We start from the raw sequence: 20,580 nt of genomic DNA, 5'->3' as shown, positions 1-20,580 counted from the left end.
CTAGCAACAGTGGCGAAGCTCATTGAGGCGGCGATTCTAGCGGTGCGCCGGTTCGGTTGCTATCGCCACTTCGGGATATCTACCGAGGGCCGACCAAGGGTGTGGAGACCTTTGCGATTTACTCTGGCAGCGGCTCTGAAACCGGCCGCCCCATCAGCAGAACGGCAAGCAGAATGGAAAGTCCGACAAAACACGCCGCCGCGTAGCCAAGGCTCTGCAGCCCGAACGAATCAATCATTCGCCCGCCCACGATAGCGCCCAGGCCGATGCCCAGATTGGCGCCCGAGATATTCAGTGATGCGCCAAAAGCCGTCGCGCCCTCAGCGGCTTTCATGACCCGCACATGGCTGACCAGAAACAGCGCCGCCTGGGTTATCCCCCAGGTCGCCAACGCCATCGCCAGGAAAACCGGCGAGTGAATGCTCGGTATCAAAGCGACCATGCCCGCCACCATGAATGCACAGAACACTATCGAGGCCATCAGCGGGTGCTTGTCCACTGCGCGCCCGCCTAATGAGTTGCCGATCAGGCCCACTGCGCCAAACGCCATCAAGCACCAGCCCACTACGGTGCCATTGAAACCTGCCAGCCGTTCAAGGATGTCGGCCAGATAGGTGTAAGCCGTGAACATCCCGGAGAACACCAGCACCGACAACAACACATGTCCTTGTAATACCGGGCTGCGCAGGATGCGCATCTGTTGGCGAAGCGATGCGTCCTGCCGTGTGACCTGAATGTTTGGCAGATACACAAACAGCAGCAGCGCTTTGGCCAGCGCCAGCACTGCGAGCATGCCGAACGCCATACGCCAGCCCACGGCGTCCGCGACCAGCGTGCCCACCGGGATACCAAACACCGTGGCGCAGACGATCCCGAACGTGATCTTTGCCATGGCCCGGCCCGCGTGCTCAGGGCCAACCAGATCAACCGCCGTCTCGCTGGCCAATGCCCAGAACACCGGCAACCCGAGTGCAGGTATCAACCGAGCGATGCTCATCACGTAAATGTTGGGGCTCAGCGCCGCAAGGGTGTTAGCCAGCGCAAACAAAACCATAACCGTCACGAACAGCTTCTTGCGTTCAAAGCGAGCGAAATACGCCGTCAGGAATGGACCGAAGCAGGCCACCGTGAAAGCAAACAACGTCACCAGCAACCCTGCTTGCGGGATGCTCACTTCAAGGTCCCGGGCGATGCCGGGGAGCAGACCGACGATGACAAATTCGGTTGTCAGCACAGTAAAGCCTGCCGCCGACAACAGCAAAATGGGTAACAGCATTTGAACTCCGATAGCGGCGCGCCAGACGGGTGAACACCGGCCTGGTTTTTTTAAAAGGGTATGGTCAAGCTGATATGACTTGCGCTGATCGCTCGTTGACCGGGCAATCAAAGCAGGAAGGAATTGTTATAGGCAAACAGCGGCCGACATTATGTCGATGCACCTCAATGAGGTCTACTGCAAAACACGCGGCGTATATCCATCGCTGCATGCCCGCCTGAAGCTTCAGCGCCCTGTCATTGTATTGCCGCCTGGACCCGCACCGTTTGCCCGATCAGCGCTGTTCGTTGCACGATCCTGCGAAGCTGGACTGAAAAGTAAATCGCGGCTCCTGTTGAAGCGAGGCTTGCCCGCGAAGAGGATAACGCGGAGTGACTGACCTGACTCATCGACTGATTCGCGGGCAAGCCACGCTCCAACAGAGATCACGATCTGCCAGAGGATTCAAAGAGCACCTTCGTCACCTGCTCAACATAAATACAGCCACAGCAAAAAGTGTACTGCCCACTCTGTCGCTCTCTGTAGCGCAGGGACAATGCGCCGCTATGGCTAAATACCGGCCCACATCCTTTGACGATGAGCCGTTATGACTTCGCGCGTTAACACCGGCATGGCCCTGGGCCTGCTCGGCGTTATAATTTTCAGCCTGACCCTGCCCATGACCCGCATTGTGGTCGAGGAAATTCACCCTCTGCTTAACGGTCTGGGCCGCGCGCTTGTCGCGGCCATTCCCGCAGCAGCGCTGTTGCTCTGGCGACGCGAGCGCTGGCCAACCCGGCAACAATTCAAAGGCCTGTGTTTCGTGATACTCGGGGTGATCGTCGGCTTCCCGGTCTTGTCTTCGTGGGCAATGCAAACGTTGCCCTCTTCCCACGGCGCATTGGTCAACGGCCTGCAACCGCTGATCGTGGCCATGTACGCGGCGTGGCTGCATCATGAGCGGCCTTCCAAAGCATTCTGGGCGTGTGCCGCACTGGGCAGTGTACTGGTGCTGACTTACGCAATGATTCAAGGCGCGGGCAGTGTCAGCAGTGGTGATCTGCTGATGCTGGCCGCCATCGCACTGGGTGGGCTGGGTTATGCCGAAGGTGGACGCCTGGCCAAGGAAATGGGCGGCTGGCAGGTCATCTGCTGGGCTTTGGTGCTGGCTTTTCCCTTGTTGCTGGGGCCTGTCATGTACCTTGCTTCGCAGCATCAAGGCACCATCAGCGCGCCGACGTTATGGGCGTTCGGCTATGTCACCCTTTTCTCGCAGTTCATCGGCTTCTTCGCCTGGTATGCAGGCCTGGCACTGGGCGGTATCGCCCGGGTCGGGCAGGTTCAACTGCTGCAGATTTTCTTCACTATCGCTTTCTCCGCACTGTGGTTCGGTGAGCACATCGACCCGTTGACCTGGGTATTTGCTGCCGGTGTCGTAGGCACCGTGGTGCTGGGGCGCCGGACCACGGTCAAGGCGCCACAGCCGATCAAGATCTGATCACGACGCTTTTACAGCCCGGGCGTTGACCGCCTCGTCGAGAAACGCCTTTACCGCCTGCCATGATTGCTCGTTGGCTTCGGCGTTGGCCGCAGGGGTTCCGTCAACGCTGTAAGTAGCGGGTATGTGCGGCAGCAGAATCGTATGACCCGCATGTTCGAAATCCAGGTGTTGCACGGGCCACGGATGGCCTGCCTGTTGAAGCCGCGAGTACGCCATTCTCGAAAACAGCGCTGAAGGCCACGCAGCGTCATCGCCTGCCGACAGCAATAAAACCGGCCCGCGGATTTTCTCGACGGCAATGGCAACCCGCTGTACAGCGTCCTGGTCCAGCAGCGCAGTGCTGATCGATTCCGCGTTACGCCTGCCGGCATCTTTGGCCGTCCAGGAAGCGGTCTTATTGTCGTTCCAGAGATGCACCAATGGCTGCCCCTGATAAAGCCACGCAGGTCCGTCACGCCCTACCGCCGGATCGGCCGCCGCTTGCCCGCCATGCACCAAAGCGCTGGGTACGTAACCGATAACCGCCGACACTGCCTCTGGAAACATACTGCCCAGCAGCAACACCAACTCACCACCCCGAGACTGACCGCTCAGCGCGACAAAATCGTGGGCAGGCTGCACCTCCCGACGAACCCAGTCCAAGCCTGCAACGAAGTACTCCAACGGCGTATTGGAAATGTAAGGCGACAAGCCCGGTGCTTTGAAATAGCCCAGCGCTAACGCTGCATAGCCCCGTGAGGCATAAAGCGCGGCCCGAGGTTCATTGATCCCGCCACCGGAACCGTTGAGGACAATAACCGCAGGATGCGGCCCGGCGCTTGCTGGCGTAAACAATGTGCCTACCAGACCGTCCTCACGGACGTCCCGGCGAGTGACACCATGGGCGGCGAGGTGCTGAACCAACGCTACAGTCTGGTCGCTGCCTTCAACGGAAATCTGAGTCACCAACGGCAGCAGCACGTCATCCGGGAACACGTCGACAGCGCCCTCCACTTCCGGCCGCTGACTCCAGAGCAGGCCCAACGCAGAAACACCTTGGTAGCTGCCGGACACAGGGGCATCTCGCTGCAAATCCACACGACCGGAGGCATCCGCAATGTATGTCGCAGCGCTCCCCCAATACCGGCCGTTGCCGCGCAAGGTACGGGTGGAGAGCACGACCTTTTGTGCAGGCGCCAGACCTTCGACGGTGATAAGTCTCGGCTCGTCCAGCAATCCCTCTAAGGGTGTGACTGATAGTTTCGTCATTACTTTCCTCGTTCCCCTGTAAACCGCTTCAAGGCGTCACGGGAGTACTCAACCGTGGATCATCACGATACCGCTCATGCAGTTCGACGATCATCGGCGACGCCGCCATCTGGTACTTGCGCCCTTCTTCAAGCAGCCAGCCACTGCCATGCCAGTCGCGCACTATACGGTCCAGAACCTGTTGCGTCTGCGGCTGCTCCTTGCGTAACCAGATGACCGAGTCTGCGGGCACCAGGTCTTCACCAATGGGAATCTCGAAACCGGCCCATTCGGGTTGGCGCATCAGCTCGTGCATGATCGGGCTGTTGAGCACCACGCCGTCACAGCTTTGGCCACGCAACGCCAGCAGCACTTCCGACTGCGCCCGGAACGCCTTGAGCTGGACGCCATAATCGCGGGTCAGCGGCTGCTGAAAGCTGGCCCCCTGAGAAATACAGATGGTCTTGCCACGCAAATCTTCCCACCGCTTGAAACCGGAGTTCTTCGGCGCAACCAGCGCCCCACCCAATTGCTCGTAAGGGGTCGGCACATAGTCCAGTTGCTGCGCACGCTCCGGAGTGACGGTCATGTTAGCGATGAGCAGATCAACCTTGCCCTGCTGAAGGAATACCGCACGGTTGGCCGCAACCACTGGCACCACTTCAGTCTTGACCCCCAGCTTCTTGCCGATGTCTTCGGCCAGCTCCACCGCAAAGCCAATCGGCCGCTGAGTGCCGGTGGCGTAGGTGCCAAACGGTAAACCACTGAGGTTGACCCCGATCCGCACCACACCACGCTCCTGAATGGTCGACCAGGTTTGATCGGCGAGTGCAGTTTGGGTCATTGCCACAACCAGGCCGATGGCCAGGCCGGTACGTTTAAGGTTTGTATAAGTCATGCGGCTGGCTCTGTTCATTGTGCTGATTGGAAAAACTGTTGGAGGGTTGCCGCGTAGCGCAGTTGACCAGCACTGGTTTGCCAATCGTCAAACGCCTGGGCATTGGGTGCCAGCGCCAGAATTTCCTCGCTGATCAATCGCGGGTGACGCGCGTCATCACCCGGCAAAACCAGCAAAGGGGTCGTGCAGGTCCTGACAAAATCCCGCCCCACGCTGTAGACGAAGTCGCTGGCAAACAGGTTGTGCTCCACAGCCTGCAACACGTCAGGTGCCGGGAACACGTTGCGCATATGGAGTGTGTCAGCCCAGGTCTGAAATGACGCCCGCCGCAACTCTATATTCTGCGCAGTCTTGCCAATCGGCTGCTGCAGTACTGCGGACAGAAAACGTTGCGGCGCCAGGCTAATCATCTTCAGCGCAAACGACGGTCCGATACAGGCACCCAGTACGTGGCATTGCTCAACGCCCAGAGCATCCAGCAATTGCAGATTGTCGTGAGCGTATTCATCCCAGCTGTCATGCGCGGTAATGGGCGCGTGAGACCCACCCGTGTTGCGCTGGTCAACCGTGATCACTTTAAAGCGCGGTGAAAAGGCTTGCACAGGGTCAACCAACCCTCGCGGCCGGCCGTCTTCGCGATGAGTCCACAACTCACTTCTGGAAAGCAGGCCCCCTGGGGCTAGCGCTAATAATGCGGGGCCTTCGCCGGTGACCTGGTAATGCAGATGGGTGCCGTTGGGTAAATCAATTGTCGCCATGCTGATGACCTGACTCTGAACATGCAGCACTCAATGTGAACAAACTGCCTGAGGAAGCCCAATTCACAGATCACATAACTTTATAACCAGCAAAGTTATAGGTGCCTCCATTCGCAGCATAAGCACGGAAATCGCCGCTGTCCGGGCAGGCCGCTGTTCACCACGCCTTGAATGTCAATGAAACGTTATGTTTTCCCAATCAATCATGATGAGAAATCGGACTGCCACATCACCTTTCTAATTACTTGACGCTATATAAATGGACCAATATGTGATTATTCAGACATAAACAGAGTTGTTAATGTGCGGCCACTGGACCCTTGGTCTCCACCTGCCTTTTTGGCTGCACACATGCCCAACTATCTGGATACCGCGCATCGCCAGCGCATCGCTCAATTGCGCTCAACCTGGACTGCCCGCACTGACTGGCCGACCTGGCTGTTACTGATCGGCACCTGCGCAGCGTGGTTCGCATTGATTCATTACTCGCAGCATCTAGGCCGGGGGTTGACCCTTGTGTTGTTGGTGCCGGTGATTACTTTCTGGATGTCGGTGCAACACGAATTGCTTCATGGTCATCCCACTCGCTGGTTGTGGGTGAACAAGCTGCTGGGCTATGCACCATTGGCAATCTGGTACCCCTACACCCTGTATCGCGACAGCCATCTGCTGCATCACCGCGATGAAGAGTTGACCCTGCCGCAGCGTGATCCTGAAAGCCGCTACTTCAGCGGCCAGCACTGGCAAGGCAACGGCAGAGGTGCGCGCGCGCTGCACTGGCTGAACAAAACCCTGTGCGGGCGATTGCTGGTGGGCCCACTGATTGCGCTGGTCGGCCTGGCGACGGAAGAATTGCGCAGGTTAGGTCGTGGGGAGCTACAGGCCTGGATGATGTGGCTGACGCACACCGCGTGTGTGGTCGGGCTGCTTTTATTCGTCCAGGCACAGGGCGGTATCGGCGTATTCGACTATTTGCTGGCCAGCGTTCTGGCGTTGGCATTGTCCATGGTGCGATCGTTCTATGAGCACCGTCCTGCGCAATCGCCGGAGCATCGTTCGGTGATCAATGAAGCCGGCTGGCCATGGCGCTGGCTGTTCCTGAATCTGAATTTGCATTTGATTCATCACGATCTCCCCGGCGTGCCCTGGTATTACCTGCCCCGGGTATACAAGGAACGCCGCGAAGACTGGCTGCAGCGCAGCGGCCAGTTTCTGGTAGCGGGTTACGGTGAGTTGTTCCGTCAGCATGGCTTGCGGCCGATTGATAGCCCGCAGCATCCGTGGCACTGAGGCGGCTCGGCCTGAGACGAAGCTGTCGTGCCGCCTGCAGGACTGGCTTTAGCCGCAAGAACGTTGTTGCTGCCCAAAGGCAGGCAGCGAAAGTGCCGCCCCTCTCCCGACTAAAGCCGGTCCTGCTTCATTGCAGCGCGCTGAAAAGCTCCCCCCAATACCTAAAGAACCGGCACTAGGCCGGTTCGTACTTGCTACGGGTTAACGCCTGAAGATCAAGGCTTCCAGTTACCGCCTTCAACGATCACCGAATTTGGATCGGTGCCTTCAGCAAGCTCCGCACGAACATATTGGTCGTACAGTTTGAGCAGGTATTTCTCTTCGCCCAATTTCGCCAGCTCTGCGTTTATCCAGTCACGCAGTTCGATGTTGCCCTTTTTCACGGCTGGCGCGATTGGCGCTTCGTCACCGAGTTTCTCAGGCAGTACACGATAGCCGGGGTTTTTCTTCGCCCAACTGAACAGCACCAGGTTGTCCTGGGCGTAAGCATCACCACGACCATTGGCCAGCGCTTGCAGGGACTCGGAGTTTTTGTCGAACTTGAGCACTTTCCAGTCAGGATGGTTCTTGGTCAGCCAGACATCTGCAGTAGTGCCGGTGGTGACGATGGTGGTCTTGGTAGCCAGATCCTCAAGCGTCTTCACCGGGCTAGCATCAGGCACTAGCGCCTGCACTGCTACACGCAGATTCGGGTTAGTGAATTCCACCGCTTCGCGGCGCTCCGGCGTTACGGTTACGTTGGCCAGAATCAGATCGACCTTGTCGCTTTGCAGGAACGGAATCCGGCTGGCTGGCTCCACGACTACAAACTCGATTTTCTTCTCGTCGCCGAGCAGATCCTTGGCAAAACGCTTGGCCAGATCGGTATCAAACCCGACGTATTCGCCCTTCTCACTGACGAAGCCAAACGGCGGTTTGTCGCTGAATACCCCGACAATCAACTTGCCACGGGCCTTGATGGTTTCCAGGTAGCTGCTGGAGGGTGACGGTGCCGCCTTGGCGACAGGTTTCTGTTCAGCAGGCTTGTCGCAACCGGCCAGCAGACTCAGGGCAATCAGCGGTATAACGAGGGCAGTTTTAAAACTCACGATGCTTTCCTTTTTGGCATGTTTTCCACGTAGGAGAACCTCTCCAGGAACTGCTGCGCGCGTGCGGTCTGCGGGGCACTGAAGAAAGTTTCGGGGTCGTTCTGTTCCGCAATACGGCCGCGGTCCATGAACAGGATTCGATCTGCCACCGCACGGGCGAAAGCCATTTCGTGAGTGACGATAAGCATGGTCATGCCGCCTTCAGCAAGGTCGAGAATTACCTCCAGCACTTCCTTGACCATTTCCGGATCAAGAGCTGCGGTGACCTCATCAAACAGCATGACTTTGGGGTTCATGCACAGCGCGCGAACGATAGCGATGCGTTGCTGCTGCCCGCCGGACAACTCACGCGGATAAGCATCGCGTTTGTCCGCCAGGCCGACTCGCTCCAGAAGGGCCTCAGCTTGCTGCCGAGCCTCGCCCGCTGCGCGCTTTTGCACCTGCAGCGGGCCAAGCAGGATGTTGTCCAGCACGGTCATGTGCGGAAACAGGTGATAGCTCTGGAACACCATGCCAATCTGCTGGCGAACCTTGCGCCAGTCAGCATTGGCTGGCAGTACCTTGCCGGCAAAATGCAGGCTGCCGGCGTGCCCCAACTCCAGGCCGTTCAGGCAGCGCAGCAAGGTACTTTTGCCGCAGCCGCTTGGGCCCAGGATCACCACCACCTCCCCCTCTTTCACTTGCAGGTCGACGGACTGGAGAACGGGTGTATCGCCGAAGCTTTTACTGAAGCCGGATAGTTCGATCAAAGTAGTCATGAGTGGCTCCAGCGCCGTTCAAGCACGCGGGACGCGGCCGACAGCGGATAGCAAACAAAGAAAAAGAACAGAAACAGGAAGCCGTAGATCAGCACTGACTCGTAGGTTCGCTCAATGATCTGCTGGCCCACCTTGGTCACATCCACCACACCAATCAGCACCGCCAGCGAGCTGGTCTTGATCAGCCGGGTGTAGACATTGATCACGGGCGGGGTCAGACGTTTGAGGGCCTGGGGCAGCAGCACACGACCATAGAGTTGGACCAGCCCCAGCCCGATAGCCAAACCGGCTTCGCGCTGCCCGCGTGGAATGGAGCGCAGCCCGCCACGCACGACCTCGCCCACTTCACTGGAGCCCCACAAGGACAACACCAGCACCGCGCACCAGAACGCCGGGATGCTCAACCCCAGGAAGATCGGCAAACCGAAGAAGAACAGATAGAGCCAGACCAGCACCGGAATCGCCCGAAACAGTTCCAGATAAATCCGCAGTGGCACATCAAGCCAGCGTTTGCCAAGGCTGCGCAGCACGCCATATAACAACCCGCCGATACTGCTGAGCAAAATCGCCAGCAGCGAAATACCCAGCGTGCGGCTTGCGCCGGTCAACAATTGCGGCGCGGAAATCCAGAGCAGATCAAGACCCGAACTGGCCATGCTGGAGCCTCCTTTCCAGAACGCCCAGCAACAGCGACAGTGGCAAGAACACCAATAGGCACAAGCCGGTCATGACCGCGAGCATTTCATAGGTTTTGTAGTACAGCGCGATGTAGCTTTTAGTGGTGTAGAGAATTTCCGGCACAGCAACCGCCGAGACCACGGTGGTCTCCTTGAGCAAAAATACAAAGTTGGCAAACAACGCTGGCAGGCTGAGGATACCGGCCTGAGGCAGGATCACATGCCGCAGTAATTGCCAGCGCGACAGGCCGATAGAGAGCCCGGACTCGATCTGCGCCTTGGGAACTGCCTCAATCCCGGCACGCAGAATCTCGGTGAGGTACGCACCGCCGAGAAAGGTCATGGCGATGATTGCAGAGGCAAATCCGGAAATTTTGATCCCGATGCTCGGCAACGCGAAGTAGATGAAAAACAGCTGAATCAATAGCGGCGTGTTACGCGCCAATTCTACGTAAACCGGTACCAGGCGATGCAGGACCGGCACCTTGAAAGTGGCAATGGCCGCATTGATGACCGCCACGATCAGCGAAGTGAGAATGGCGATCAGCCCCACTTGCAACGTGACACCAACAGCTTTGAGAAAGGCAGGTAACGTGGATAACGCGAAGGCATAGTCGAAAGTCATTGCTGACCGTCCGAGGCAGGTCTAAAGAGGCAGAAATACATCGAATGAGGGCCTTGAATGGGCTTATTGATATATAGCTTAACCTTCTGTTTTATTTAAATTTAATACCTGTTTCGCATAAGCATAGAGCCACTTATCAATGGTGAGTGCGGCCAACCGCGCCTCGCTCGCAACGGCAGGCAGAAGCCGTAGGACCGGCTTTAGCCGGGAGTACATTATTTCGGGCGAGGGATACATGGCGAATGGACGGGGGCCCGCTCGGCTAAAGCCGCTCCTACGGCTTCTCTGTGTACTTTGCACAGTGGCGTCAGGGGCACCGGAGGCCCTGCAAAGGAAATCGGCCAAGGACAATATTTACAAACAGTCAATTTCTGGATACTTCGTCTTAACCCTTCATCAAGACGCTATCTCCCATGTCCGACGCTTCTGCAGAAACCCGCAACCTGCTCGAACAACTCAAACAGGTCGCTCAAGGCCTCGGGGAGACCTTCGGACCGTTTTGCGAAGTGGTCGTGCATGACTTGCAGGCTCCGGATCACGCGATCTACGCGATTCATAACAACCTGTCGGGGCGCAAGGTCGGCGACCCGGCTACCGAGTTGGGGCTGGCGCGAATTGCAGATCCGTCCTATCCACAAGTCATCGCCAATTACGCCAACCGTTTTCCGGATGGACGTCAGGCCAAAAGCACCTCCATCGGTATCCGTAATGTCGAAGGGCAATACGTTGCAGCGCTGTGCATGAACGTCGATCTGACCCTGTTTCAAGGCGTGCAAACGGCCATGGCCCAGTTCACCCGCGTCGATTGCGTCGTGGATGAGTCGCTGGAAGTGGACAGCGCGCAGAGCATTCGCAAACGGATCGATGAGTTTGCAGGCCGATCGGCGAGCACGCCGCGCTCACTCAAGGCAGATGAACGCCGCGCCCTGCTTCGAGAGCTGAAAGCGTCGGGTGCGCTGGAAGTGCGTAAGTCCATGGACGTCGTCGCGCAGCACTTGGGCGTATCCCGGGCTGCCGCTTACAGCTACCTGAAATAACCGCTGCGCTGTCTTTATCCTCATCGCCTTGATCGAGAGAAGCTCCATGCCCCAGTCAATCATCTGCAAGAACAGCAACGCCATCACTCCACCCGCCGGACACTACTCGCACCTGTCCATCGCCAATGGCTTCGTGATGATAAGCGGGCAATTACCGATCACTGCCGACGGGGCGCATCTGGCGAATGCCTCGTTTGAAGATCAGACACGGCAAGTGTTGCTCAATCTGGACAGCTGTCTGGAGGCGGCAGGCATCAGCAGAAAACAGTTGGTGCAGGTTCGGGTGTACGTCACGAACATTGATCAGTGGCCGCTGTTCAATCGCCTCTACGGCGAATGGATGGGTGAGCACCGTCCCGCCAGAGCCGTTGCGGGCGTTGCACAACTGCATTACGGCTGCGCTTTAGAAGTCGAAGCCATGGCCGTTGCGGCCTGACATTTTCATTTCGAGAAGGTGATAACCCACGTGAACACATTGACGCTCCCCACCTATCAAGATGTTGAAGACGCTGCCTTACGCCTGGTTGGCCAGGCCAATCGCACGCCGGTTCTGACGTCGCGCACCGCAGACAGCCTGTTTGACGCCCAGGTATTTTTTAAATGCGAGAACCTGCAGCGGGTAGGCGCCTTCAAGTTTCGCGGTGCTTTCAATGCCCTGGCCAAATTTGACGAGCAACAACGCAAGCGTGGAGTGGTGGCGTTTTCCTCTGGCAATCATGCTCAGGGCGTCGCCCTCGCCGCCCGGCTGCTGGGCATTCCGGCCACCATCGTCATGCCTCACGACGCGCCGCTTACGAAGATTGCGGCGACCCGTGAATACGGCGCAAACGTGGTGCTTTACAACCGCCAGACCGAAGATCGCGAAGCCATCGGCCGCGAACATTCCGAGCGTCTGGGCATGACCCTGATTCCACCTTACGATCATCCCGATGTGATTGCCGGACAGGGTACGGCGGCCAAGGAGCTGTTCGAAGAAGTAGGCCCGCTGGATACGTTGCTGGTTTGCCTCGGTGGCGGCGGACTGCTGGCAGGCTCCGCACTGTCTACCCGCGCACTGTCACCGACCTGCAAGCTGTATGGCGTGGAACCGGAAGCCGGGAACGACGGGCAACGTTCGTTCCACTCGGGAGAAATCGTCCGGATCGCCGTTCCAGATACCATCGCTGATGGCGCACAAACGCAGTATCTGGGCAACCACACCTTTCCGATCATTCGCCGTGACGTGGACGACATCCTCACGGTCTCCGATACGCAACTCATCGAGGCCATGCGTTTCTACGCCGAGCGAATGAAAATGGTCGTCGAACCCACTGGCTGCCTGAGCTTTGCCGCCGCACTGCAGATCAAAGACCAGCTCAAAGGACAGAAAGTCGGAGTCCTGATCAGTGGCGGCAACGTCGATCTGCAACGCTATGCGGCGTTATTGGCGAAGTAGATCCGGATTGATGCCGGACAACTGGGTTGCTTTCCGAAACCCTGCATGCTGCGCGACAAAATGCCACAGCAGTAATTCAACTAGTTGTCTGACAACCGCCGAACGGTCATAGATGGAGAAAACCAATTGTTCTAAAATGTTGCAATACCGGCAAGCGTACGCGGAATCGAACGTCAACGACATCATCAGTCGTCAACATCGAAGCCCGACGACTTGACCAGATTTATAAAAAGAAAAGCCCGTCATAGACGGGCTTTTTTCGTTTTCGGCATTTGTAGCCGAGCGCGCCATGAGCGCAAACGACGATTTCGGGCCAGCCCAACGGGCGCCCTACTGCACACTTTTAAAACTTGAGGCTACTACCATGCTGCGACTCGTCATGATCTACCTGCTCCAATGGTTCAAACGTCTGGCTTCCAATGCGGTATCCCGCAACGGCAACAATGACACCTACACCGAGAACTTCTCGTCCCGTGAAGAGAATGACGGCGGCCGCTGGACATTCGTGACCATTTTCATCGTGTTCACCCTGAGCATCTACTCCCTGGCGGGCCTGGGCTACTACGCCAAGGTGCATGTCTGGGACGGTTTCACCGAAGCAGAAAAAAACAACATCGCCCAGGCCATGGTCGTTGCCAGCCAGAACCTGAACTAAACCTGTGACCTAGCCGCGACCAACGAACGGCATGTTAGTGGCCATAACGGTCATGTTCAGCACGTTGGTCGACAGCGGCAAGCCCGCCATGTAACGCACCGCGTCGGCGACTTCCTTGACGTCCATCATCGGCTCCACGGCGGTCTGCCCGTTGGCCTGTCGCACGCCGGTGGTCATGCGTGCCGCGAGTTCGGTCAAGGCATTACCGATGTCGATCTGACCGCAGGCAATGTTGTATTCACGCCCGTCCAGTGCAAAGGTTTTGGTCAACCCGAGCACAGCGTGTTTGCTCGCTGTATAAGGCGAGCTGAATGGACGTGGCGTGTGGGCGGAAATCGAGCCGTTGTTGATGATCCGGCCACCCTGCGGCACCTGCCTGCGCATCAGCCCGAACGCGGCGCGGGCGCAAAGAAAGACCCCAGTCACGTTGGTGTCGATCACGTTCAGCCACTTCTCGACGTCAAGCTCATCCACCGGCACGGCCGGAGCACCCACACCGGCGTTGTTGAACAACACGTCCAGGCGGCCATAAGCCTCTTCAATCTTCGTAAACAGCGCATCGACGCTCGCTGGATCACGCACGTCGGTGGACACTGCGATGGCCTTGCCACCCGCCTCGCCAATAACCGCCGCCAATTCGTCGAGCGGCTCCTGACGACGCCCCGCCAACACCAGGCTGTAGCCATCCTCCAGCATACCCAACGCAACAGCACGACCAATGCCGCTGCCTGCGCCCGTGACAAGTGCAACCTTTGAAGCGTTGGTGCTGGTCATTCTGGTACTCCTTCTGATTCGAAAAGTGCGGATAGCACAGGAGATTACCCGGCCTTGCTGGATCCGCGCCATCGAGTTGCAAACACAGGATCTGTAGGAGCTGCCGAAGGCTGCGATCGCGGTGTGTCAGACTGAATGCCTCGCAGCCTTCGGCTGCTCCTACAGATAATGCATTACATGCAGTAGTTTGCATGTTGAGTGTAGGAGCGCTTTAGCGGGGGTGGCATTCAATGCCGATTAACTCATCAAACCCTTGCACCACTGACGCTTTCCTGAGAAAAAGCCGCCCTTGTCGCTTTATTAGAGAAAAACACCATGAACAACGAATTGCTGATCACAGACATCCGCACCGGTGACGGCAAGGAAGTCGTCAAAGGCGCGCTGATCACCACCCAATACACCGGCAAACTGGAAGACGGCACCGTGTTCGACTCCTCCCATGAACGCGGCAAGCCTTTCCAGTGCGTGATCGGCACCGGGCGCGTTATCAAAGGTTGGGATCAAGGCTTGATGGGCATGAAAGTCGGCGGCATCCGCACCCTGTTCGTGCCTGCGCATCTGGCGTACGGCGATCGGCAGATGGGCGCGTATATCAAACCGGGGTCTGATTTGTATTTTGAGATTGAATTGCTGGAGGTTTTGACTCGGGATGATTGAGAGATCAATAGCGGAGCAGTGAAGGCAAGGCACGCGCTCGATAAGTTATTTCACTGCAACTCGAGGTCGCCGGCTTCAATCCACATACCTCACATACTGCGCCATCAAATTTGGGCGTCGAAAAGTGTCGATGTCATCAATGCTGTCCAGCAAATGGTCCAGATGCTGTTTGTACATCGCGTCGTCCATATCAATCCAGAAACGCGGCGGCCGGCCGGTTTGCTGATCGTAGGCAGCGGTGGTGGGATCGAGGTGGCGGAACTTCTCGTAACGCGGCAACTCCGGCAGCGGACCACTGGTGTCCATGTAGTTCTGAATGAAATCCCATAGCGCGCAGGGCATTTGCCAGCGGTTATCCAGGTTTACCAGGGCGGAGAAGTCGATAACGATGTCCCTATATCGATGGGCGAGAAACAGTACATGGTTCATCGAGCCCTGCCGCTCTACTGCGGAGACGATGTAAGCATCGAATTCATAAAATGGGGCCGTCAGTTCGCCGACGGTGCCGTTCTTTTTGTATTCGCCGTTATTCTTGTAGTCGAATAGGGTTACCAGGCCGGTACGGCGATTCAACTCCCAGATCGGGCCACGGGAGGGTTTGACCCAGAGTTTGGGGAATTTGTGGATGACGAGAGACCCTATGGCCCAGCAGAGAAGAGGAAGTCCTAAAAACCAAGAAAAAAAGCCGTTAATCAAATCTAGCGTAACAAACAACCATGGTTCGGGATCTAGATATACCGCTGATATGAGAGCAAACAGCGATGGCACAATCCCAACCAGAAATAACCCTTTACCGAACATCAAAAGATATAACCAAAACTGTGATCTCGCGGACCATAACGAAAACCTGAACCGCTGATGATCATGTCGATCATGAAAGTCCACGTACTCATAAGGAGCTGGCACATAAGTGCCCGCCGCCTTTTTCTCTTCTCGTTCTTTATCCATCTGTTCGCGAAATCGCAAGCTGCTGGGCGAGCGTTTACGCATGAAATCATCGGGGGCAATATCTAGCGTATATCCCCATGGCAAGCGGCGTTTGCCGAAGCGTTTTAACCAGGACCGCTCTGCTGAAGGCAGTTGATCGGGGATATTATCCGGGCGGTAGGCTGTCGGGGCGTAGTAAGGTATTTCACTACAGTTAGTCGTCATCGGTTTCAATCCACATACCGCACATACTGCGCCATCAGGTTTGGGCGCCGAAAAGTGTCGATGTCATCAATGCTGTCTAGCAAATGGTCCAGATGCTTTTTGTACGTTGCGTCGTCCATATCGATCCAGAAACGCGGCGGACGCCCGGTTTGCTGATCGTAGGCAGCGGTCGTGGGATCAAGGTGGCGGAACTCTTCGTAGCGCGGCAACTCCGGCAGCGGACCACTGGTGTCCATGTAGTTCTGCAGAAAATCCCACAGCGCGCAGGGCATTTGCCAGCGGTTATCCAGGTTCACCAAGGCGGAGAAGTCGATAACAATGTCCCGGTAACGATGGGCGAGAAACAGCACATGGTTCATCGAGCCCTGCCGCTCTGCTACGGAAACGATGTAAGCATCGAACTCATAAAATGGGGCCGTCAGTTCGCCGATAGTGCCGTTCTTTTTGTATTCGCCGTTATTCTTGTAGTCGAATAGGGTTACGAGACCTGTGCGACGATTCAACTCCCAGATGGGGCCACGGGAGGGTTTAACCCAGAGTTTGGGGAATTTGTGGATGACGAGGGATCCTATAGCCCAGCAGAGGAGAGGAATTCCCAAAAGCCATGAGAATAAATATCCGACCATGTCTGTTGCTACTTCAATCCAGGGATCACTCAAGTAAAAAGCTGCAGTTCCTAAGGTCATCAGCGCAGGAATAATTCCGACTAGGAAAAAACCTTTGCCGAATATCAAAATATACAACCAAAACTGCGATCTGGTGGACCAAAGTGAAAACCTGAATCGCTCATGATCATGTCGATCATGAAAGTCCAAGTGCTCATAAGGAGCTGGTACATAGATGCCTGCCGCCTTTTTATCCTCTCGTTCTTTGCGCATCTGTTCCTGAAACCGCAATTTATCCGGTGCTCTCTCCCGCAAAAAGTCATCGGGAGCAATGTCTAGCGTGTACCCCCATGGCAAGCGGCGTTTGCCAAAGCGTTTTAACCAGGACCGCTCTTCGGAAGGCAACTGATCGGGGATCTTGTCCGACCGATAGGCTGTCTCGGCGTAGTAAGAGGTCTGCTCTGTCGTCATAGCGCAGTCTTCGCTCTGTGTGTTTGTTCATCAGCCCAGAACAGACGTTCGATGTTTTCAAAATCCGGCTTGGCATAGGCCGGGTCGAAGGGCGTTGGGTCCTTGGGGGGTGGAGCGGGAAAGACACAGATGCGCTGCCCGTCGTTCAAGCTGAACTGAGCACGTACTCGCCATACGTGATAAACCTCGGGCAGGTTCGCGAGAGGTTCTGCCTTGTAAGAAAACGGCGTACTCACGAACAGTTCCATGGCCTCTGGCCAGAGTCGGTGGGCAACGGGCGTCACATCGATTTGGGAGCTGTTCGTTCTGCTGCGCTCACTGCTTGCTTCGAAATAAACCTCGAAGCTTTTCAGGTTAAGCAGAGCTTTAGTATTTAAAGAACTCGGCCCCCCGAATAGCCCGCTCAGATTGCTTTCAATGCGGATCCGTGTGTTAGCACTGCGTACTTCGAAGGGCACCGTGTCGCGAAAATCCAGCTTGGCTTCAGACTTGAAATCCGGGTTGCGATCTACGCCGATCCGGATGTTGGCCAGCAGGCTGACGAGGTAGTAAAAAGCTGTTTGGGGGTCACGCAGGTGATCCGCCATGTTGTAGGGATCATCCCCAAAAGGACCTTTTTTCAACCAGTCTTCCACGGGGCTACTGCTAAACATAAAAACCCAGGCGGCCCCTATACCGATTAAAAGCAAACAAGCCCAACCCGCTGGCGATAGACCGAGAAACGCACTGCTGCTGACGATGAGACTACCGGCTGCACCGATAAGCCCTCCAGCGGCCATAAGCAAGTGGCCGATATAGCCATCATCTCCCCATCGGTAGGAGTACCAAGCGTCATAGAGGTTAAGGCCAGCGAATAGCAAGCCTGCACCCATCTGACCAAAGAGGCGCGCGCTGATTTTCTTGACCAAGCGATTGCTTAGCGATCCAAGAAGACGTTTCGCGGAGGCTTCTGAGATAGTGAGCAAAGTCTTACGTGCTGCTGCCAGTGCAGATTTGCTACCCGCTAGTTTTACGGTTATAGCCTCCATCGCAATAGCGAGATCAAAGCCTGCGGCGAAAGTACCCGCGCCACCTCGAATATGATTTTTCTCCCTATTTACCTGGTCCCAGGCATCCAACTCATTCCTCAAATTCCAAAGCTCCAGCCCCACCACTACCCCCGCAAATGGAGCCGAATTCAACACCTCGAAAAACCCGTTACTGCGTAGCCCATCAAGCTGCTTCGCCGCCTTCTCTATCGCGCTAGCCCTTTCCGCCGTATCCGCTGCGCTATCCATCAACTCTTTCTGCCACGCCTCATTGAAGCGCTGATTCGCGTCACGCACCGATATTGAGGTGGGATGTTGCCCTGGCATGCCAAGCACCTTTCGGTCAGGCGAGAGTATTACGGGCTGCTCGGCGTAGCCGTGTCGCTCAGCTGGACTTTTCATGACCCCGTTTTGATTGCGATATACCCCATACGTCTGGGCAGAACGGTTGGGCTGCTCGGGCAAGTCGTCCAGACCGAAAACGTAGTATTCCTTGTGATGGGCCTCGGCACGGGCAAGGAAATGCAGGTCGCCAAAGGTGTCAGGCAGCATGCTGCGCAGCTGTGCAACGCCCCGCCGTTGTATCGCAGTACTTGCACGCCAAGGTGTGGAAGATTGCCGGGCACCTGCCTGCTTCGCTTTATGCAAAGCCTGCTCGGCAGCTTCGACAGCGCCTTGCAGGTTTTCATGGACAGCAATGAGTGCCCCGGCGGCACCTTTAGCAGCTGTCGTGAGCGTGGAGTTGAGATTGCCGCTTTTAAGCAACGTTGCCAGGAACAGGCTGTTGATATCGCCGGGGCTTGTAGGCGGGAAAAAGTTGCTCCGCTCGATTGTCGCTAGTTCAGTGGCGCGAAACTGTCCGTCGCCCTGATTAACTTCAGGGGTACTGGGCGGCTGATAAGGAGCGTTGAGGTCCTGCTGCTCGACATCTGGCCAAAGCATCCGGTGCAGCGGATGCTCTGGATCGTTGACGACTTTAGCGAGCCAGCGCTGACCGGCGCTCTCTTTCGGACTGTAAAGACTGAGCAGGGTTACGGCATCAGTAATGTCGCCACTGACCGCCAATGGATCGTAAGCCGCTGGGCGCAACGCCAGCGTGACGAACATCTGACTGATGAAGTAGAGAGAAGCCGCGTATTTGAACCCGTCCTGGCTCGCGTAATCAGCAAGGCTCTGCTCAGTACGCGGCTGTTGCAGGCACTCACAGAGCAGCGACTGACTCATTTCCAGGCTGCGCCACAACTGGGTGCGCTCGCCGGTAGCGGTAAAGCGATTGATGTCCAGCCGCCCTTGCTCTTTGAGATGCTCCAGTTGTTGATGCATCGGGTTTTTCTGGCCGCCAATGGACGCGGGCACGATCAACTGCTGTACCAGCAGCGCGCTGCCGTGATGACCGTACTGTTGCGCCCGAGCGCCACACAATTCCAGTAACTGCTGTTGCTCCTGAATACGGGTGTTCAAATGCCGCATTCGGTAATGCGTGTCCTCCAGCATTACGCCGTAGAGGTGTCGGGTACGAGCATTCGATAGCACGTCCTCGGCGGACGGATGAGGCTCCCATAATCCGCTGTTGTGTTCGGCCTTCGGCTCAACGATTTGCTCCAGACGCTGCGCCCAGGCTCCTGTTTCGAGGCGTTGCTGACGATAGGCGGCCTTCCCGTCTTCACACGTTTGAACGTGCTGCCGCGCAGCCTTGAAAGCAGTAGCCAGAAACTGCCCACTCAGATCGCACAGATACTGGGCGGGTTGATCGAGCATCCATTCAAAGCCAATCTGCCGCCCGCGTTGCGGCGCTGGAACCGACACCGGGAAGGCATGCTGCCTGAGGTTCAACCAGGTGGTATGAGCAGCACTCGTTTCAGACTGGCTAATGACGTCAAACGCATCGAAGGCGCTGAACGCTTCAAGCATGGCCTTACCGTCGGGCTTGTCCTGAAAGCGACGGTTGGAGGCATCTCGCGCAACCCTGAGGTCGGGTCGTTGGCAGCGTTGTTTACGCAGTGCCGGATCCTGCTCCAGACGTTTGAGTCGCGCATGGTTGAGCTGCACTTCGCTAAAGCATAATTCGGCTTCAACGCGTCTATTGTTCCAGTTGGCGGGCAGCCAGATGTCGTCCAGTCCCTTGCCCGTGGCTAGCCGGGCATCATCGGCGTACCCGCCCTCAATACGGAACCTGTCCAGATCGATGTCGTGATAGGTGGTGCCTTCGTCCGTGACCTGAACTTCCAGTTCGCGCCACAGGCGATTACCGAGGAACGCATAAATATAACCGGCACGGCATAGCACCGGCGTACCGTGGTCATGGGCACTGTTGGTTCCGGGCAGCGCCACGAATGGCAATATCGGGACGATCTGGTTGTGCTGCTGATCCAGTTGCCGGACTGTGATGCCGACGTCAGGCAACGGTAACAGAATCGGTGGCCCACACTCTGAGTCAACCTCAAGCATCATCCGGTGCCGAGGATCGCCGCTCCAGTCCCAGACATGCAACATGCTCGGCGCACACATGAACGCCGTAATGGTTTCCGGACAATCCTGAGCGGTAATTGCGTCCAGTCGTTTGTCGCTGTGGCGCTCATAAAAAGCCAGGCGCTGGCTCGCAGGATGGTCATTACCAACCACCTGAACGATGAGTTTGTTGATCTCACAGCAAGGGCCACGGCTCAGATCGCCGACGTTGTGCGACATT

At 56.8% G+C, this 20,580-nt stretch carries 19 protein-coding genes; 7 read left to right on the top strand and 12 right to left on the bottom strand.

The window, feature by feature from the left end; all coding sequences use genetic code 11:
• Positions 1–118: 118 nt before the first annotated feature.
• On the bottom strand, positions 119–1,276 hold the full coding sequence (locus tag ABRP31_RS11545) for an MFS transporter (protein ID WP_087273370.1): 1,158 nt from the start codon (positions 1,274–1,276) through the stop codon (positions 119–121).
• 586 nt (positions 1,277–1,862) lie between these two features.
• Between ABRP31_RS11545 and ABRP31_RS11540 the strand changes: the two genes are divergently transcribed.
• The gene (locus ABRP31_RS11540) at positions 1,863–2,753 is read left to right on the top strand and encodes a DMT family transporter (RefSeq protein WP_087273372.1); all 891 of its coding nucleotides are present in this window, start codon (positions 1,863–1,865) and stop codon (positions 2,751–2,753) included.
• Here the strand turns inward: ABRP31_RS11540 and ABRP31_RS11535 are convergent, their stop codons facing one another.
• The 3 genes from ABRP31_RS11535 to ABRP31_RS11525 are packed head-to-tail and all read right to left on the bottom strand — an operon-like array spanning position 2,754 to position 5,639.
• The gene (locus ABRP31_RS11535; protein WP_349970754.1) at positions 2,754–4,004 is read right to left on the bottom strand and encodes an acyl-CoA thioesterase/bile acid-CoA:amino acid N-acyltransferase family protein; all 1,251 of its coding nucleotides are present in this window, start codon (positions 4,002–4,004) and stop codon (positions 2,754–2,756) included.
• A 28-nt stretch (positions 4,005–4,032) separates the two neighbouring features.
• Positions 4,033–4,881, bottom strand: coding sequence for a transporter substrate-binding domain-containing protein (locus ABRP31_RS11530; protein WP_087273376.1), 849 nt, complete (start codon positions 4,879–4,881; stop codon positions 4,033–4,035).
• Positions 4,882–4,895: 14 nt separating this feature from the next.
• Positions 4,896–5,639, bottom strand: a complete 744-nt coding sequence (locus ABRP31_RS11525) for an alpha/beta fold hydrolase (protein WP_349970753.1) — start codon at positions 5,637–5,639, stop codon at positions 4,896–4,898.
• 351 nt (positions 5,640–5,990) lie between these two features.
• On the opposite strand from ABRP31_RS11525, the gene ABRP31_RS11520 reads away from it, so the two are divergent.
• The gene (locus tag ABRP31_RS11520; protein ID WP_349970752.1) at positions 5,991–6,929 is read left to right on the top strand and encodes a fatty acid desaturase; all 939 of its coding nucleotides are present in this window, start codon (positions 5,991–5,993) and stop codon (positions 6,927–6,929) included.
• Between the two features lie 215 nt (positions 6,930–7,144).
• Here ABRP31_RS11520 and ABRP31_RS11515 read toward each other — a convergent pair whose 3' ends face one another.
• The 4 genes from ABRP31_RS11515 to ABRP31_RS11500 are packed head-to-tail and all read right to left on the bottom strand — an operon-like array spanning position 7,145 to position 10,077.
• Positions 7,145–8,017 carry a transporter substrate-binding domain-containing protein gene (locus tag ABRP31_RS11515; RefSeq protein ID WP_349970751.1) on the bottom strand — a complete coding sequence of 291 codons (873 nt, stop codon included), beginning with the start codon at positions 8,015–8,017 and terminating at the stop codon, positions 7,145–7,147.
• On the bottom strand, positions 8,014–8,775 hold the full coding sequence (locus ABRP31_RS11510; RefSeq protein ID WP_349970750.1) for an amino acid ABC transporter ATP-binding protein: 762 nt from the start codon (positions 8,773–8,775) through the stop codon (positions 8,014–8,016). Before ABRP31_RS11510 ends, ABRP31_RS11515 begins: the two co-directional genes overlap by 4 nt.
• Positions 8,772–9,431 carry an amino acid ABC transporter permease gene (locus ABRP31_RS11505; protein WP_349970749.1) on the bottom strand — a complete coding sequence of 220 codons (660 nt, stop codon included), beginning with the start codon at positions 9,429–9,431 and terminating at the stop codon, positions 8,772–8,774. The genes ABRP31_RS11510 and ABRP31_RS11505 overlap by 4 nt, the downstream gene beginning before the upstream one ends.
• On the bottom strand, positions 9,412–10,077 hold the full coding sequence (locus ABRP31_RS11500; RefSeq protein ID WP_349970748.1) for an amino acid ABC transporter permease: 666 nt from the start codon (positions 10,075–10,077) through the stop codon (positions 9,412–9,414). Before ABRP31_RS11500 ends, ABRP31_RS11505 begins: the two co-directional genes overlap by 20 nt.
• Positions 10,078–10,490: 413 nt before the next feature.
• Between ABRP31_RS11500 and ABRP31_RS11495 the strand changes: the two genes are divergently transcribed.
• The 4 genes from ABRP31_RS11495 (at position 10,491) to ABRP31_RS11480 (ending at position 13,204) form a co-directional block, all read left to right on the top strand.
• The gene (locus tag ABRP31_RS11495; protein WP_349970747.1) at positions 10,491–11,114 is read left to right on the top strand and encodes a helix-turn-helix transcriptional regulator; all 624 of its coding nucleotides are present in this window, start codon (positions 10,491–10,493) and stop codon (positions 11,112–11,114) included.
• 46 nt (positions 11,115–11,160) lie between these two features.
• The gene (locus ABRP31_RS11490) at positions 11,161–11,550 is read left to right on the top strand and encodes a RidA family protein (RefSeq protein WP_349970746.1); all 390 of its coding nucleotides are present in this window, start codon (positions 11,161–11,163) and stop codon (positions 11,548–11,550) included.
• A 39-nt stretch (positions 11,551–11,589) separates the two neighbouring features.
• A complete protein-coding gene (locus ABRP31_RS11485) occupies positions 11,590–12,549 on the top strand; it encodes a threo-3-hydroxy-L-aspartate ammonia-lyase (protein ID WP_349970844.1) in 960 nt (319 codons plus the stop codon).
• 364 nt (positions 12,550–12,913) lie between these two features.
• On the top strand, positions 12,914–13,204 hold the full coding sequence (locus tag ABRP31_RS11480; protein ID WP_087273385.1) for a hypothetical protein: 291 nt from the start codon (positions 12,914–12,916) through the stop codon (positions 13,202–13,204).
• A 9-nt stretch (positions 13,205–13,213) separates the two neighbouring features.
• On the opposite strand, the gene ABRP31_RS11475 is transcribed toward ABRP31_RS11480, so the two are convergent.
• A complete protein-coding gene (locus ABRP31_RS11475; protein ID WP_349970745.1) occupies positions 13,214–13,978 on the bottom strand; it encodes an SDR family oxidoreductase in 765 nt (254 codons plus the stop codon).
• A 315-nt stretch (positions 13,979–14,293) separates the two neighbouring features.
• On the opposite strand from ABRP31_RS11475, the gene ABRP31_RS11470 reads away from it, so the two are divergent.
• Positions 14,294–14,635 carry an FKBP-type peptidyl-prolyl cis-trans isomerase gene (locus ABRP31_RS11470; protein ID WP_349970744.1) on the top strand — a complete coding sequence of 114 codons (342 nt, stop codon included), beginning with the start codon at positions 14,294–14,296 and terminating at the stop codon, positions 14,633–14,635.
• Between the two features lie 75 nt (positions 14,636–14,710).
• Here the strand turns inward: ABRP31_RS11470 and ABRP31_RS11465 are convergent, their stop codons facing one another.
• Genes ABRP31_RS11465 through ABRP31_RS11455 form a run of 3 tightly spaced genes read right to left on the bottom strand, consistent with a single transcriptional unit; the run spans position 14,711 to position 20,579 of the window.
• Entirely contained in the window at positions 14,711–15,787 is a 1,077-nt protein-coding gene (locus ABRP31_RS11465; RefSeq protein ID WP_349970743.1) for a hypothetical protein, read from the bottom strand.
• Between the two features lie 5 nt (positions 15,788–15,792).
• Positions 15,793–16,863 (bottom strand): hypothetical protein, encoded by a 1,071-nt coding sequence (locus ABRP31_RS11460; RefSeq protein WP_349970742.1) that lies wholly within the window; start codon positions 16,861–16,863, stop codon positions 15,793–15,795.
• Positions 16,860–20,579 carry a hypothetical protein gene (locus tag ABRP31_RS11455; protein ID WP_349970741.1) on the bottom strand — a complete coding sequence of 1,240 codons (3,720 nt, stop codon included), beginning with the start codon at positions 20,577–20,579 and terminating at the stop codon, positions 16,860–16,862. The genes ABRP31_RS11460 and ABRP31_RS11455 overlap by 4 nt, the downstream gene beginning before the upstream one ends.
• Position 20,580 lies beyond the last annotated feature (1 nt).

This window comes from Pseudomonas caspiana, from assembly GCF_040224095.2.
In the GTDB taxonomy this organism is placed as follows: domain Bacteria; phylum Pseudomonadota; class Gammaproteobacteria; order Pseudomonadales; family Pseudomonadaceae; genus Aquipseudomonas; species Aquipseudomonas caspiana.
The sequence above is the reverse complement of the archived record's forward strand: the minus strand, read 5'-3'. Positions and strand labels throughout refer to the sequence as shown.